Genomic DNA, 14,237 nt, shown 5'->3' with positions numbered 1-14,237 from the left:
AGGACTCCATGTTCACCGGCATCATCGAATCCATCGGCAGCATCCGTGCACTCACCCCCAAGGGCGGCGACGTGCGGGTCTACGTCGAAACCGGCAAGCTCGACCTGAGCGACGTCAAGTTGGGCGACAGCATCGCGGTAAACGGCGTGTGCCTGACCGCCGTCGAATTGCCGGGCAACGGTTTCCTGGCGGACGTCAGCCGCGAAACCCTCGACTGCACGGCCATGAACGACCTCAAGAGCGGCAGCCCGGTCAACCTGGAAAAAGCCCTGACCCCCACCACTCGCTTGGGCGGGCACTTGGTCAGCGGCCACGTGGACGGCGTCGGCGAAGTGGTCTCGCGCACGGATAACGCCCGGGCCGTGGAATTTCGCATCCGCGCGCCGAAGGAACTGGCCAAGTACATCGCCCATAAAGGCTCGATCACCGTCGACGGCACCAGCCTGACGGTCAACGCGGTGGACGGCGCCGAATTCCTGCTGACGATCATTCCCCACACGTTGAGCGAAACCATCATGGCTTCGTACCGGCCAGGTCGCCGGGTCAACCTGGAAGTCGACTTGCTGGCCCGTTACCTGGAGCGCCTGCTGCTGGGCGACAAGGCCGCAACGCCTGCAGCCGGTAACATCACTGAAAGTTTTCTGGCCGCCAACGGCTACCTCAAATCCTGACCCAAGGGGGTGCCGCGTGGCGCTCAATAGCATCGAAGAACTGGTTGAAGACATCCGCCAAGGCAAGATGGTCATCCTCATGGATGACGAAGACCGCGAGAACGAAGGCGACCTGATCATGGCCGCCGAATGCTGCAAGGCCGAACACATCAACTTCATGGCCAAGCATGCCCGTGGGCTGATCTGCATGCCGATGACCCGCGAGCGCTGCGAGCTGTTGAAGCTGCCGCTGATGGCGCCGCGCAACGGCTCGGGCTTCGGCACCAAGTTCACCGTGTCCATCGAGGCCGCCGAGGGCGTGACCACCGGGATCTCCGCCGCTGACCGCGCGCGCACCGTACAGGCGGCTGCCGCCCGGGACGCCAAGGCCGAAGACATCGTCAGCCCCGGCCACATCTTCCCGCTGATGGCCCAGGCCGGCGGCACCCTGGCCCGCGCCGGCCACACCGAAGCTGCGTGCGACCTGGCGCGCATGGCCGGTTTCGAACCCAGCGGCGTGATCTGCGAAGTGATGAACGACGACGGCACCATGTCCCGTCGCGCGGAACTGGAAACCTTCGCCGCCGAACACAACATCAAGATCGGCACCATCGCCGACCTGATCCACTACCGGATGATCCACGAACGTACCGTTCAGCGGATTGCCGAGCAGCCGCTGGACAGCGAACTGGGGCAGTTCAATCTGGTGACCTACCGCGACTCGGTGGAGGGCGACGTGCACATGGCGCTGACTCTCGGCACCGTATGCGCCGAAGAGCCGACCCTGGTGCGTGTGCACAACATGGACCCGCTGCGCGACCTGCTGATGGTCAAGCAACCCGGCCGCTGGAGCCTGCGGGCCGCCATGGCCGCGGTGGCCGAGGCCGGCAGCGGCGTGGTGTTGCTGCTCGGTCACCCGCTCGATGGTGACGTGCTGCTGGCGCACATCCGCGAAACCGCCGACCAGGCGGCGCCGAAAAAACCGACCACCTACAGCATCGTCGGTGCCGGTTCGCAGATCCTTCGGGACCTGGGCGTGCGCAAAATGCGCCTGATGAGCGCGCCGATGAAATTTAATGCGATATCCGGTTTCGATCTGGAAGTTGTAGAATACGTGCCCTCTGAATAATGGCCCGGGGATTTCGGCATTATCGTTAAGGCTTGTTGGATTCATTGTGGCGAGGGAGCTTGCTCCCGCTTGGGTGCGCAGCGCCCACCAAAAAGGGCCGCTACGCAGCCCAGCGGGAGCAAGCTCCCTCGCCACAGAAGATGTGCAAGTGAACGAGATGACGGGATCCACGGCCCTGTATTCGTGGCTAATATCACTGAAGGAGCGCGTATAGAACGCGCTCTGGCTCTTTAAGAGATCTGACGAATGACCCTGAAGACCATCGAAGGTACCTTCATCGCCCCCAAAGGCCGCTACGCTCTGGTAGTGGGCCGTTTCAACAGTTTCGTGGTCGAGAGCCTGGTTGGCGGTGCGGTCGATGCCCTGGTTCGCCATGGCGTGAGCGAAAGCGACATCACCATCATCCGCGCCCCTGGCGCCTTCGAAATTCCGCTGGTTGCGCAGAAAGTCGCTCAAAAAGGCGAATATGCGGCGATCATCGCCTTGGGCGCGGTCATTCGTGGCGGTACTCCGCACTTCGAATACGTGGCTGGCGAATGCACCAAGGGCCTGGCCCAGGTGTCCATGGAGTTCGGCGTGCCGGTCGCTTTCGGCGTGCTGACCGTTGATTCCATCGAGCAAGCCATCGAACGTTCCGGCACCAAGGCCGGTAATAAAGGTGCCGAAGCTGCCCTGTCCGCCCTGGAAATGGTCAGCCTGCTGGCGCAGTTGGAGGCCAAGTGATTAGCGACGAAAGCGATCGTTTCAACCCGCGCGATCCAAAGCCTGCGGATGCCGGCAAACCGTCAAAAAGCGTCAAGCGCCGTGAAGCCCGTCAGCTCGCGACGCAAGCGCTGTACCAATGGCACATGGCCAAGCAATCGTTGAACGAGATCGAAGCGCAATTTCGGGTCGATAACGATTTCAGTGATGTCGACGGTGCTTATTTCCGCGAGATCCTGCACGGCGTGCCGGCTCACAAGACCGAGATCGACATCGCCCTGGCACCTTGCCTGGACCTGACGATCGATGAACTGGACCCGGTTGAGTTGGCGGTGTTGCGCCTGTCCACCTGGGAATTGATGCAGCGCGTCGACGTACCGTACCGCGTGGTGATCAACGAAGGGATCGAACTGGCGAAAGTCTTCGGTTCCACCGATGGCCACAAATTCGTCAACGGTGTGCTCGACAAGCTCGCCCCACGCCTGCGTGAAGCCGAAGTGAAGGCGTTCAAGCGCTGATTGGCGTTTGTAGCGACTGACTATGGGCGAGTTCGAGCTGATCCGTAACTACTTCGCCGCCGCGCCTTGTGCGCAGGGCGGCGAGGGCGTTGCGCTGGGGATCGGCGACGACTGCGCCCTGCTGGCCGTTCCTCCCGGGGAACAGCTGGCGGTGTCCACCGACACGCTCGTGGCCGGCGTACACTTTCCAGACCCTTGCGATCCGTTCCTGCTAGGCCAGCGCTCGCTGGCCGTGGCGGTCAGTGACCTGGCCGCCATGGGCGCCAAGCCCTTCGCCTTTACCCTTGCCTTGACCCTGCCGACGGTGACCACCGATTGGCTGCAAGCCTATGCCCGCGGTTTGAACCAGATGGCCCAGGCCTGTGGCGTGGCGCTGGTGGGAGGCGACACCACACGCGGGCCGCTGAGCCTGACCATGACGGTATTCGGCCATGTGCCTGGCAGCCAGGCCTTGACCCGCGGCGGCGCGCAGCCCGGCGACCTGCTGTGCGTCGGCGGCGAGTTGGGCAATGCCGCCGGCGCATTGCCGTTGGTGCTCGGCCAGCGTCACGCCGAGCCCGCCATCGCCGAGCCGCTGCTGGCTCATTATTGGTCACCGCGACCACAGATCGCCTTGGGCCTGGCGTTGCGGGGCAAGGCCAGCGCGGCGATGGATATTTCCGATGGCTTGCTGGCCGATTGCGGGCATATCGCCCTCGCATCCGGGGTGGCCTTGCAGGTGGAACGGGACCGACTACCGCTGTCCAACGCTCTGCTAGCGTTTCTTGGCCGGGCGGATGCTGAGCAGGCCGCCCTGAGCGGCGGTGACGATTACGTGCTGTTGTTCGCCGTGCCACCGAGCCGATGGCCGGCGTTGCAGGCCGAAGGCGGGCCGATCCATGTGATCGGCAGCGTAATGGCCGGGCAGGGCGTCACGCTGGTCGACGACGTCGGACACGACATCACCCCGCAAACACGGGGCTATCAACATTTTCGGGAGACACCGTGACAGATCATCCCAACCAGGTCCCGGCAGAGTTCGTTCCGCCTTCGGTCTGGCGCAATCCCTGGCATTTCCTGGCCTTTGGCTTCGGTTCGGGCACTTTACCCAAGGCGCCGGGCACCTGGGGCTCGCTGGTTGCGCTACCCTTCATACCGTTGTGGCAGATGTTGCCGGACTGGGGCTACTGGTTGATGCTGGGCATCACCATGCTGTTTGGCTTCTGGCTGTGTGGCAAAGTGGCGGACGACCTGCGGGTACACGATCATGAAGGTATCGTCTGGGACGAAATGGTCGGCATGTGGATCACCTTGTGGCTGGTACCGGAAGGCTGGTACTGGTTGCTGACGGGATTTCTGGTGTTCCGTTTCTTCGATATCCTCAAGCCGTGGCCGATCCGCTGGATCGACAGGCATGTGCACGGAGGTGTCGGGATCATGCTCGACGATGTACTGGCCGGGGTTTTCGCCTGGCTGGCAATGCAAGGATTGGTGTGGTGTTTCACCTGAAGGAGCCAGGCATGGGCGTAAGCCGCGCACTACTGCTGTTGCTGTGTTTAGGGGCCGGTTCGGGGGCAGGGGTGGCCGAGTCGGCGCCACTGCCCGACAAGGTCCGCGCGGCCAGCGAGGAGTGGGCTGATTACACCCAGGCCGATGGCCAGGGCATGGGCTGGGATATTTTGCGCGCGGTATTCGAGCCCGAAGGTATCAAGCTGGAGATCCGCAGCGTGCCCTATACCCGCTCGATCGGGTTGGTGCAGCGTGGCGAGGTCGACGTGCAGGTCGGCGCCTATCGGGATGAGTCCGAAGGCGTGCTCTACCCCAAGTGGCACTACGACGTCGATCACATCTATGCACTGGGGCTGGCCTCCAAGCCGACGCCCACCCTGGCGACGATTGGCAACTATCGGCTGGTCTGGATGCGCGGGTACGAATACAACAATTACCTGCCCAACATCCGGCGTTTCAATGAGATCCACCGGGCGGTGGGTATCCTGCCGATGCTGATTCACGAACGAGCGGATTTCTACATCGATGCGTCGATGGAAATCGAAGAAGTGCTCGCCAAGGCCGATGACCCCAAGCAATTCAAACTCTCACCGCTGATCAATTTGCCGCTGTACCTGGGCTTCGCCAACAATGAAAACGGTCGTATGCTGCGTGCGCTGTTCGACCGACGCATGGACGTGTTGGTGAAGAGCGGCCAGTTGAAGCCGATTTTCGAACACTGGAAGCAACCCTATCCCTTCGACGAGCACGGCAAGCCACCGAAGCCTTGATCGAACTTTTCGATAGTGATGGTGGATAATTCAGCCTAAGCGTCTGCCGGATCGTGCTGTTACAATGCCCGCCTCTGCGAATCTCCAGTACTAGATCAGGAGCACACCGGTGCCTGTCGTTTTTGTTGCCGCTTCCAAGCTGCCAACGCCCTTTGCGCAATTCACCATGCATGGTTTTCTCGATGAGGCCACCGGCCGCGAGCACGTTGTGCTGAGCCTGGGTGATTTCGCCGACGGTTCTCCGGTGTTGGGCCGCCTGCATTCCGAATGCCTGACCGGCGACGCTTTGTTCAGCCAGCGCTGCGATTGTGGTTCACAACTCGAGGCCGCGCTGCAGGCCATCGCTCGGGAAGGCCGTGGCGTGTTGCTGTACCTGCGCCAGGAAGGTCGTGGCATTGGCCTGTTGAACAAGATCCGCGCCTATGAACTGCAAGACGGCGGCGCCGATACCGTGGAAGCCAACGAGCGCCTGGGTTTTGCCGCCGACCTGCGTGACTACAGTATCTGCCTGCCGATGCTGGAGCACCTGGGCGTGAAGTCGCTGCGTTTGATGACCAACAACCCGCGCAAGGTCAAGGCATTGACCGACATGGGCATCGTGGTGGCCGAGCGTGTGCCGCTGCACACCGGTCACAACCCCCACAACAAACTCTACTTGGCGACTAAGGCCAGCAAGCTCGACCACATGATGGGCAACGAGCACCAGGGCGAGGTTGACCGGGCGTGACGCGCGGTCAGGTCCGGCGGCGGCTGTCCGTCAGTTGGTGGCAATACCTGGCCCTGGCCTTGCTGCCCTTGTTCGTGATCAACGCGGTGTTCGGCCAGGGCGAGGCGATTTTGCCGGTGCTGGCGATGCCGTTGTTCATTGCCGGCGTGGCGTCGATGTTTGTCAGCCTGCGCTTCTTCGGGCCGTATAAACAGGCCTTGATCGCCACCCAGAAAGCCCTCGATACCCCCGAAGAGCCCCAGGCCTGGATTGATTTGGCGGCCCGTCGCCGCGCCGCTTTCCTGGTGGCCGGGTTGCCGGCCTGGATCGGCGCCCTGGCGGTGTTCGTGGGCCTGGAAGCGGTGCCGTTGATGCTGCTGGCCTTGTCGACCGCCGTGTTGTTCTACCTCTATCGCATCCCGCGTCAACTCGGCTGATGAGTCGATGGCTGGCGGTCTTGTTGCTGGCCGTCAGCGCCACAACGACGGCGGCCACGCGGGTCGTCAGTCTCGCGCCGTCGCTGTCGGAAATCGTCGTTGAGCTGGACTCCGCCGACCTGTTGGTGGGCGTGCTGGATGGCGGTGAGCGTCCGCCGGTGCTCAAGGCAGTGCCCTCGGTGGGCCGTTACGGGCAACTGGACATGGAGCGTCTGCTCAGCCTCAAGCCCGATCTTCTCCTGCTCTGGCCCGGCAGTGTCGGCCCGGCTCAGCGCGAGCAGCTTAAGACGCTGGGCATTCCCATCTATACCGCCGAGCCTCGCAGCCTCGACCAACTCATCACGCAAATCGAAACCATCGCCAACCAACTCGGCCGCCCGGAGCGTGGCGTGCTGCGAGCGGCGCAATTGCGTGTGCGTCTTGAGGGGTTACGCCAGCGCTATCGACGGGACCCGCCGTTGTCGGTGTTCTACCAGGTCTGGGACCGGCCGCTGTACACCGTCGGTGGTGGGCAGATCATCAGTGATGCGCTGGCGGTATGCGGGGCGCGCAACGTCTTTGCCGACCTGAATGTGCCGGCGCCGCAGGTGAGTGTGGAAGCGGTGCTGCAGCGCAATCCGCAGGTCATCCTCGCTACTGAACAGGTGCAGCTCGATGCCTGGAAAACCTGGCCGGTGGCGCAGGGGCGGCTGTTGTTGGTCGATGACAAAGGCCTGGAGCGGCCCAGTGGGCAGATGATCGAGGCGACGGCGCGGTTGTGTGAGTTGATTGCGCCAGACAGATAGACCGCGGTGCGCCCAATCGCGAGCAGGCTCGCTCCCACAGGGATTTGTAGCGAACGTCTATGTTGTGTCCACAGCAGGTTAACTGTGGGAGCGAGCCTGCTCGCGATGAGGCCAGCCCAAACACTATAAAACCTGGATCAGAGGGACGGCGTCCAAGTCACCCCAAACAACCAACTCCGACCTTCCTCCCGATACCCATATTGCCCACCTTCATGGCTATACAGCGCCCGGCTGTACCCTTTGTCCAACAGGTTATCCACCTTCATCTCCAGCTTCACCTCTCGGGTCAGCGCCCAAGTGGCGCGCAACCCGAGCAGGCCATAGCCACCCAGGGCGTTGCGGTTGTCTTCGTCGGCGTAGCTGCCGCTCACGGCTTGCCAAGTGGCACCCAGGCCCAACCGATCGAATTGCCGATCCAGGTCCAGGCTCAACGTCCGTCGGGCGCGGCGGGCGAGGGTGTGGCCGCTGTCGCGGTCCCGTGGGTCGATGATGGCCAGGGCCAGATTGCCCTGCCAGCCGAACAGATCCTGCAGGTAGGCCATCTCGAAACCGTTGATCCGCGCCGAGGCGACGTTCTGCGGGCGTGAGTTGCTGCCAAAGATGATCGCGTCTTCCAGGTCCGTTTGGTACAGCGAGGTCTCCAGGCGGGCGCTGTCGCTCAGTTGGCTGCGCCATTGCAGTTCGTAGCTCTTGGCCGTCTCGGGTTTTAAATCCGGGTTGCTGAAGTCTGGGTAGTACAGGTCGTTGAAAGTCGGCGCGCGGAAGCTTTCGCTGTAGGTCAGCAATACGTTGTTGTCCGGGTTGACCGGCAGGGTCAGGGTGCCGCTCCAACTGTTCTGTCCACCAAATTGCTGGTTCTGATCTCGACGCAGGCCCAGCTCTGTCGAAAAGGTTTCGGCCTGGAAGCGGTGCTGGATAAACGCTGCGCGGTTCCAGCGGCTGTCTTCGTCGAACGGCGTGCTGCTGTTGACCCGGTCCTGATACCAATCGCCGCCGACGATCAGGCTGTTGCGCGTATCCAGCGTCACGTCGTTCTGCCAGGTCACGGAATCGCGGTAGGTGTTGAAGACTTCGCGGACGTCGCTGAGCTTGTCGAAGGTTTTTTCGCGGTTTTCGCTGTGGCCCAGTTCCAGGCGCGACTTCCAGCTGTCGTTGATTCGGCCGTCCATATAGGTGCTGAAGCTGCTCACCGCGAACTTGCTATAGGGTTGCTGGGGCAGGGATTCGAAGGTGGCCGGGTCGAAGCGGCCGAACGGGTTGTCGTATTCGCTCTTGCCGCGGTTATCCAGCAGGTTCAGGCCAACTTCCAAGTCATCGCTGGCGGCATGGCTCAGGCTCAGGCTGAAGGATTGGTTGCGGTTGGCATCGTCGTCGCGGTCGCTGGCGTAGGACTCGCGGGTCCGATTGCTTCCGGCGCTCTCGTCGAGGCTGGCGCCGAGGTTGAAGTGGGTCTGCTCGTCGCCGCCGGACAGGCCCAGGCTACGCTCCCAGGTCTGGTGGCTGCCGACCCCCATGTGCAGGCGCGGTTGCAGGCCTTGTTCGTTGCTGCGTCGGGTGAAAATCTGGATCACCCCGCCCACCGCATCGGCACCGTAGATCACCGAACGCGAACTGCGCAGCACTTCCACCCGCTCGATCTGGTTGATGTTCAGCCGTTGCAGGTTGCTGTCGCCGGAGGTGGCGTTGCCGATGCGCTGACCGTCCACCAGTACCAGGCTCTGGGCCGATTTGGTGCCGCGAATGTAAATCCCCGGCAGGCTGCCGCGCCCACCCAGCGGCGCGACTTGCACGCCAGGCACGCGGCTGAGCAGGTCGGTGACGCTGGCCGGTTGCAAGCGGTCGATGTCGTCGCGGGTGAACACGGTGTTGGCGGCACTACTGTCGTTGCGGGCCTCGGCCTGGCGGTTGGCGCTGATGACGATGTCGGGCAGCTTGAGGGCCTGGTCGCGTTCGAAGGTGTCGGCGAGCAGGTTGGGGGTGGGGAGCAGGGCGAGGGCTAGGGTGAGGCGGCGTTTCATGGGTGTTCCGTGATTACTGGGTCCACACAAAAACCAATGTGGGAGCGAGCCTGCTCGCGATAGCGGTGTGTCAGTCAGTGTAGATGTCGACTGCTCTACCGCTATCGCGAGCAGGCTCGCTCCCACATCGGTGTTGTGTGGGCTGAAAATTACAGGCCCAACACCTGCAACCGCTGACGCACCGCCGCTTCGATCCCAACCTCGTCCAAGCCGCATTCGGCCAGCATTTGTGCCGGCTTGGCGTGTTCGACGTAGATGTCCGGCAGGCCCAGGTGCAGCACCGACTTGAGGATGTTTTCCCGCGCCAGGAATTCGCTGACCGCTGCGCCGGCGCCGCCCATGATGGCGTTCTCCTCGACGGTCACCAGCAGTTCATGGCTGCCGGCCATTTCGCGCACCAGGGCTTCGTCCAGGGGTTTGACGAAACGCATGTCCACCACGGTGGCATCGAGCTTTTCGGCGACTTTCAGGGCTTCGGCCAGTTGCACGCCGAACACCAGCAGGGCGGTTTGCTTGCCTTGGCGGCGAATCACGCCCTTGCCGATCTCGATGGGCTCAAGGTCGGCTTCGATCGTTGCGTTCGGGCCAGTGCCGCGCGGGTAGCGCACCGCCGCCGGGCCGTTGAACAGGTGACCGGTGGTGAGCATCTTGCGCAGTTCGTTTTCATCGCTCGGGGTCATCACCAGCATGCCGGGGATGCAGCGCAGGAACGACAAGTCGAAGCTGCCGGCATGAGTCGGGCCGTCTTCGCCCACCAGGCCGGCGCGGTCGATGGCGAACAGCACGTCGAGGTTCTGCACCGCCACGTCATGGATCAATTGGTCGTAGGCCCGCTGCAGGAACGTCGAATAGATCGCCACCACCGGCTTGGCACCTTCGCACGCCATGCCGGCGGCGAGGGTCACGGCGTGCTGTTCGGCAATCGCCACGTCGAAATAACGCTGCGGGTAGCGTTCGCTGAACGCCACCAGGTCCGAACCTTCTTTCATCGCCGGGGTAATGCCCACCAGGCGCGGGTCGGCGCCGGCCATGTCGCACAGCCATTGGCCGAACACGCCGGAATACTTCGGTCCGCCGGCCTTTTTCGGCGCGGCCGCCGGAGCGTCCAGGGGTTCGAGCTTGGTGATGGCGTGGTAGCCGATGGGGTCGACTTCCGCCGGGGCGAAGCCTTTGCCTTTCTTGGTGACCACGTGCAGGAACTGCGGACCCTTGAGGTCGCGCATGTTGCGCAGGGTGGCGATCAGCGTGGGCAGGTCATGGCCGTCGATGGGGCCGATGTAGTTCCAGCCCAGTTCCTCGAACAGCGTGCCGGGGACCAGCATGCCCTTGGCATATTCTTCGGTGCGGCGGGCGATTTCCCAGGCGCCGGGCAAGCGCGACAGCACTTTCTTGCTGCCTTCGCGCATGCTGGCGTAGGTGCGGCTGGAAAGGATCTTCGCCAGGTAGTTGGACAAACCGCCGACGTTGCGCGAGATCGACATGTCGTTGTCGTTGAGGATCACCAGCATGTTGGCGTCGACTTCCGGCGCGTGGTTCAGCGCTTCGAAGGCCATGCCCGCAGTCAGTGCGCCGTCGCCGATCACGGCAATCGCCTTGCGCTCGCTGTTTTGCAGGCGGGCGGCAATCGCCATGCCCAGGGCGGCGCTGATGGACGTACTGGAGTGGCCGACGCCAAAGGTGTCGTATTCGCTCTCGGAGCGACGCGGGAAGGCGGCGATGCCATCCTTCTGGCGCAGCGTGCCCATGCGCTCGCGACGACCGGTGAGGATCTTGTGCGGATAGGCCTGGTGCCCGACGTCCCACACCAACCGGTCATCCGGGGTGTCGAACACGTAATGCAAGGCGATGGTCAGCTCGATGACGCCCAGGCCTGCACCGAAGTGCCCACCGGTCTGACCGACCGTGTAGAGCAATTCCAGGCGCAACTCATCGGCCAGGGTTTCCAGCTCGGCTTCACCCAGGCGACGCAGGCCGTCCGGCGTGTTGGCGCGGTCCAGCAGGGGCGTGGTCGGGCGCTTGCGGGGAATCTCTTGAAACGTCGTGGGCATCAGGCGAATCGTTATAGGTATAGAAAGAGGCGGCAGTTTACCTTATGCATCGCAAGCTGCCCACGCGTAGGCCGGAAGTTGGCCGATACGCAATCTTAAGGGTTGACCTTGTATCAGCTGCGTCGTTCGACGATATAACGCGCCAAGTCGCGCAACGGCTCGGCCGCCGCGTCAAAGGGTCGCAGCGCGGCCAGGGCCTGGTCATGCAACTCCAGGGCATAGGCCTTGGCCGCGTCGAGGCCGAGCAGGGCCGGGTAGGTCGGCTTGTCGCGCGCGATGTCGGCGCCCTGGCGTTTGCCCAGGGTCTGGGTATCGCTTTCGACGTCGAGAATGTCGTCCTGCACCTGGAACGCCAGGCCGATGGCCCGGGCGTAGGTCTGCAAGGCTTCCAACTGTGCGGGCGTGGCCCGGCCGCTGGCCAGGGCGCCGAGTTTGACGCTGGCTTCGATCAAGGCCCCGGTCTTGTGCCGGTGCATGTATTCCAGTGCGCTTTGGTCCAGCTTCAGGCCCACCGAGCCCAAATCGATGGCCTGGCCGCCGACCATTCCGGCAGGGCCTGCCGCCAACGCCAGGGCGCTGACCATGTCCAGGCGAACCTGTGCTGGGCAATCGCTCAGGGTCGGGTCCAGCAGGGCGCTGAACGCCAGGCTCTGCAAGCCGTCGCCGGCCAGGATCGCGCAGGCTTCGTCGAACTGTTTGTGAGTGGTCGGCTGGCCGCGGCGCAGGTCGTCATCGTCCATGGCCGGCAGATCGTCGTGCACCAGCGAATAAGCATGGATCAGTTCCACCGCGCAGGCGGCGCCGTTGGCCTGTTCGGCCTGGCCGCCCAAGGCTTCGCACGCGGCGTAGGCCAACAGCGGCCGTACACGCTTGCCGCCGTTCATCACGCTGTAGCGCATGGCTTCGTACAGGCGCGCCAGTTCCGGGCTCGGGGCGCTGAACAAGGTATCCAGTGCAGCATTGACCCGGGCCTGGCTGCTGGCCTGATAAGCGCCGATCATTCAGGTTGTTCCGCGTCGAAAGGCTCTTCGGTCAGTTCACCGTCGCGTTCGAGCAGCAATTGCACCTTCTGCTCGGCCTGGGCCAGCGCCGCCTGGCAGTCGCGAGTCAAGCCGATACCCTGCTCGAAGGCGGTCAGCGAGTCTTCCAGCGACAATTCGCCGTTCTCCAGGCGTTCGACCAGCGTTTGCAGGTCGGCCAGAGATTGTTCGAAATCCAATGCAGCTTTTTTGCGGGCCATGGCGGCTATTCCGGTTGACTGTTAAACCGGCGCGACACTAGCAGACATGGGGGGTTCGGGCAAATCAGGGCGGGGTAAACGTCTGCCATGATCCATTGCTTTTGTGGCGAGGGAGCTTGCTCCCGCTCGAGCGCGCAGCGGTCGCAAATGCTTGGGGCGTGCTTCGCAGGCCAGCGGGAGCAAGCTCCCTCGCCACAGGGTGTTCAGTCGGCTGGATAGTTGATTCTGTACCGGGTGCTGCGTCCGCCACCAGGCATCCGCGCCAGGCAGCCCTTTTCCAGTAGCTCCGCCAGGTGTCGCGTGGCCGTCGCCTTTGAGACCTTGGCCACGGCCTGGTATTGAGCGGCACTGATCCCCTGTTCGAAGCCTTTTTCACCTCCATCGAGTAGCCGGTTAAGCACTTTGGTCTGTTCAGGGGTGAGAACTGAGGCGCGATGGGCCTGCCAGAACCGTGTCTTGCCCAGCACGCTTTCGATCTGCGCCATCGCTGTGTGCAGGCTGCGCAACAGCGTTTGCAGGAACCAGGTCAGCCAGGCGGTGATATCAAGCGTGGCCTTCTGGCTGTTTTCAAGAATTCGGTAATAACCGGCGCGGTCATCCAAAATGCTTACGGACATGGCGTAGAAGCGGATCGCCTGGGCCTCGCCCTGAGCCAATGCCAGGTCGGTCAGGGTGCGGGTCAGGCGGCCATTGCCATCGTCGAATGGGTGCAGGGTGACAAACCAGAAATGAGCGATGCCGGCTCGCAGCAACGGGTCGAGATCGACCTGATGACGGCTCGCCTCGAACCAGTCGACAAACCGCTGCAACTGCTCTTCAAGACTCTGGCGCGGGGGGGCCTCGAAGTGAACGGTAGGTCGGTCCAGCCTGCCCGAGACCACTTGCATCGGTTCATCGCCGCGTAGCGTGCCGACGCGGATCTGCCGATGAGCCAGATCGTTGGTTTGATCAGGAAACAGCCACTCGTGCCAATCCAGCAAACGCTTGACAGTCAGCGGCTGGTTGAAATGCCGGGTTGCGTCCAGCAACAGGTTTGCCAAGCCCTCGCTGCGTGGGCTGGCGGGATTATTGTCGACGGGCTCCAGGCCCAGTCGGCGAGCCAAGGACGAGCGCACCGAACCGACATTCAGTTGTTCCCCTTCGATAGCCGAGGAGGTCACGATGTTTTGCAGCAAGGCATCCAGTTCGTTCTGGGCACTGAGCGAAGCCGTGACCGCGCCTGTCATGCCGAGCAATCGGCCTTGGGCCTGCACGCATTCGCGAAGCAGCGGTGCCAATGCTTCAGCTTGCCAGTGGAAGTCGGGCCAGTCGGGCCGTTGCCAGATCCAATGAGGTGCCATGAGCCTGTCCAGAGATGAATGAGCCGAATAATAGCGCTATTCGGCTCATTTCGTGAGCCGAATAAATCCCCTATTCGGCTCACGCCTCTCCCAGTACGTGATTTCCCACACAGAATCGCGTGTTCCCCGATTGTGAAAAATCCGTCAAATGGCTACTCTTCGCGCCATCTACGGCCCCTTTAACGGCAATGCCGTTCGCTTAAGAAAAATGATGACCCTGTGGCGAGGGAGCTTGCTCCCGCTCGGCTGCGAAGCAGTCGTAAACCGGCGGGGGCGGGGGGTTTGATACACCGCAATTTGCAGGGTTTTGGGCGGCTCTTATAACCAACTTCCTGGCCACCAGAAGCTCATGTATCTCCTATTGCGCCTTCTTCTTCTAAAAAAAAAACCCCAATTGCCTTCTATT

15 protein-coding genes are annotated in these 14,237 nt (G+C 62.7%); 10 read left to right on the top strand and 5 right to left on the bottom strand.

Going from position 1 to position 14,237, the window contains the following annotated elements:
- Positions 1–8: 8 nt before the first annotated feature.
- The 10 genes from J3361_RS20550 to J3361_RS20505 all read left to right on the top strand — a co-directional run bounded on the left by J3361_RS20550 (position 9) and on the right by J3361_RS20505 (position 7,185).
- The gene (locus tag J3361_RS20550; RefSeq protein WP_207966100.1) at positions 9–671 is read left to right on the top strand and encodes a riboflavin synthase; all 663 of its coding nucleotides are present in this window, start codon (positions 9–11) and stop codon (positions 669–671) included.
- Between the two features lie 16 nt (positions 672–687).
- Positions 688–1,779: a bifunctional 3,4-dihydroxy-2-butanone-4-phosphate synthase/GTP cyclohydrolase II gene (gene ribBA, locus J3361_RS20545; protein WP_053125811.1), complete on the top strand. Its 1,092-nt coding sequence runs from the start codon at positions 688–690 to the stop codon at positions 1,777–1,779.
- A 246-nt stretch (positions 1,780–2,025) separates the two neighbouring features.
- Positions 2,026–2,502: a 6,7-dimethyl-8-ribityllumazine synthase gene (gene ribE, locus J3361_RS20540; protein WP_003206025.1), complete on the top strand. Its 477-nt coding sequence runs from the start codon at positions 2,026–2,028 to the stop codon at positions 2,500–2,502.
- The gene (gene nusB, locus J3361_RS20535) at positions 2,499–2,999 is read left to right on the top strand and encodes a transcription antitermination factor NusB (protein ID WP_186707683.1); all 501 of its coding nucleotides are present in this window, start codon (positions 2,499–2,501) and stop codon (positions 2,997–2,999) included. Before ribE ends, nusB begins: the two co-directional genes overlap by 4 nt.
- Before the next feature lie 22 nt (positions 3,000–3,021).
- The gene (gene thiL, locus J3361_RS20530; RefSeq protein WP_207966099.1) at positions 3,022–3,987 is read left to right on the top strand and encodes a thiamine-phosphate kinase; all 966 of its coding nucleotides are present in this window, start codon (positions 3,022–3,024) and stop codon (positions 3,985–3,987) included.
- Positions 3,984–4,487 carry a phosphatidylglycerophosphatase A gene (locus tag J3361_RS20525; protein WP_053125805.1) on the top strand — a complete coding sequence of 168 codons (504 nt, stop codon included), beginning with the start codon at positions 3,984–3,986 and terminating at the stop codon, positions 4,485–4,487. The genes thiL and J3361_RS20525 overlap by 4 nt, the downstream gene beginning before the upstream one ends.
- 11 nt (positions 4,488–4,498) lie before the next feature.
- On the top strand, positions 4,499–5,257 hold the full coding sequence (locus tag J3361_RS20520; RefSeq protein ID WP_207966098.1) for a transporter substrate-binding domain-containing protein: 759 nt from the start codon (positions 4,499–4,501) through the stop codon (positions 5,255–5,257).
- A 109-nt stretch (positions 5,258–5,366) separates the two neighbouring features.
- Positions 5,367–5,984 (top strand): GTP cyclohydrolase II, encoded by a 618-nt coding sequence (gene ribA / locus J3361_RS20515; protein WP_014340439.1) that lies wholly within the window; start codon positions 5,367–5,369, stop codon positions 5,982–5,984.
- Complete coding sequence (locus J3361_RS20510) at positions 5,981–6,400, top strand: MFS transporter (protein ID WP_186707680.1); 420 nt, start codon at positions 5,981–5,983, stop codon at positions 6,398–6,400. Before ribA ends, J3361_RS20510 begins: the two co-directional genes overlap by 4 nt.
- Entirely contained in the window at positions 6,400–7,185 is a 786-nt protein-coding gene (locus J3361_RS20505) for a cobalamin-binding protein (protein ID WP_207966097.1), read from the top strand. The genes J3361_RS20510 and J3361_RS20505 overlap by 1 nt, the downstream gene beginning before the upstream one ends.
- A 137-nt stretch (positions 7,186–7,322) precedes the next feature.
- Here J3361_RS20505 and J3361_RS20500 read toward each other — a convergent pair whose 3' ends face one another.
- From J3361_RS20500 to J3361_RS20480, 5 genes are all read right to left on the bottom strand, one after another.
- A complete protein-coding gene (locus J3361_RS20500) occupies positions 7,323–9,203 on the bottom strand; it encodes a TonB-dependent receptor (protein WP_207966096.1) in 1,881 nt (626 codons plus the stop codon).
- Between the two features lie 149 nt (positions 9,204–9,352).
- Positions 9,353–11,251 (bottom strand): 1-deoxy-D-xylulose-5-phosphate synthase, encoded by a 1,899-nt coding sequence (gene dxs / locus J3361_RS20495; protein WP_207966095.1) that lies wholly within the window; start codon positions 11,249–11,251, stop codon positions 9,353–9,355.
- A gap of 113 nt (positions 11,252–11,364) precedes the next feature.
- A complete protein-coding gene (ispA, locus tag J3361_RS20490) occupies positions 11,365–12,252 on the bottom strand; it encodes a (2E,6E)-farnesyl diphosphate synthase (protein ID WP_207966094.1) in 888 nt (295 codons plus the stop codon).
- A complete protein-coding gene (locus J3361_RS20485; protein WP_003185917.1) occupies positions 12,249–12,491 on the bottom strand; it encodes an exodeoxyribonuclease VII small subunit in 243 nt (80 codons plus the stop codon). Before J3361_RS20485 ends, ispA begins: the two co-directional genes overlap by 4 nt.
- Positions 12,492–12,694: 203 nt before the next feature.
- Positions 12,695–13,831, bottom strand: a complete 1,137-nt coding sequence (locus tag J3361_RS20480) for a Fic family protein (RefSeq protein ID WP_207966093.1) — start codon at positions 13,829–13,831, stop codon at positions 12,695–12,697.
- Positions 13,832–14,237: the final 406 nt, after the last annotated feature.

Origin of the sequence: Pseudomonas sp. OA65, assembly GCF_017498305.1 — a bacterium.
Taxonomy (GTDB): Bacteria; Pseudomonadota; Gammaproteobacteria; order Pseudomonadales; family Pseudomonadaceae; genus Aquipseudomonas; species Aquipseudomonas zanjanensis.
This window is presented reverse-complemented; position numbering and strand designations above follow the sequence as displayed.

Coding starts and splice junctions, on each gene's coding strand:
- J3361_RS20550 (WP_207966100.1), top strand. CDS start 9: ATGTTCACCGGCATCATCGAATCCATCGGCAGCATCCGTGCACTCACC.
- ribE (WP_003206025.1), top strand. CDS start 2,026: ATGACCCTGAAGACCATCGAAGGTACCTTCATCGCCCCCAAAGGCCGC.
- thiL (WP_207966099.1), top strand. CDS start 3,022: ATGGGCGAGTTCGAGCTGATCCGTAACTACTTCGCCGCCGCGCCTTGT.
- J3361_RS20520 (WP_207966098.1), top strand. CDS start 4,499: ATGGGCGTAAGCCGCGCACTACTGCTGTTGCTGTGTTTAGGGGCCGGT.
- J3361_RS20505 (WP_207966097.1), top strand. CDS start 6,400: ATGAGTCGATGGCTGGCGGTCTTGTTGCTGGCCGTCAGCGCCACAACG.
- J3361_RS20500 (WP_207966096.1), bottom strand. CDS start 9,203: ATGAAACGCCGCCTCACCCTAGCCCTCGCCCTGCTCCCCACCCCCAAC.
- dxs (WP_207966095.1), bottom strand. CDS start 11,251: ATGCCCACGACGTTTCAAGAGATTCCCCGCAAGCGCCCGACCACGCCC.
- ispA (WP_207966094.1), bottom strand. CDS start 12,252: ATGATCGGCGCTTATCAGGCCAGCAGCCAGGCCCGGGTCAATGCTGCA.
- J3361_RS20485 (WP_003185917.1), bottom strand. CDS start 12,491: ATGGCCCGCAAAAAAGCTGCATTGGATTTCGAACAATCTCTGGCCGAC.
- J3361_RS20480 (WP_207966093.1), bottom strand. CDS start 13,831: ATGGCACCTCATTGGATCTGGCAACGGCCCGACTGGCCCGACTTCCAC.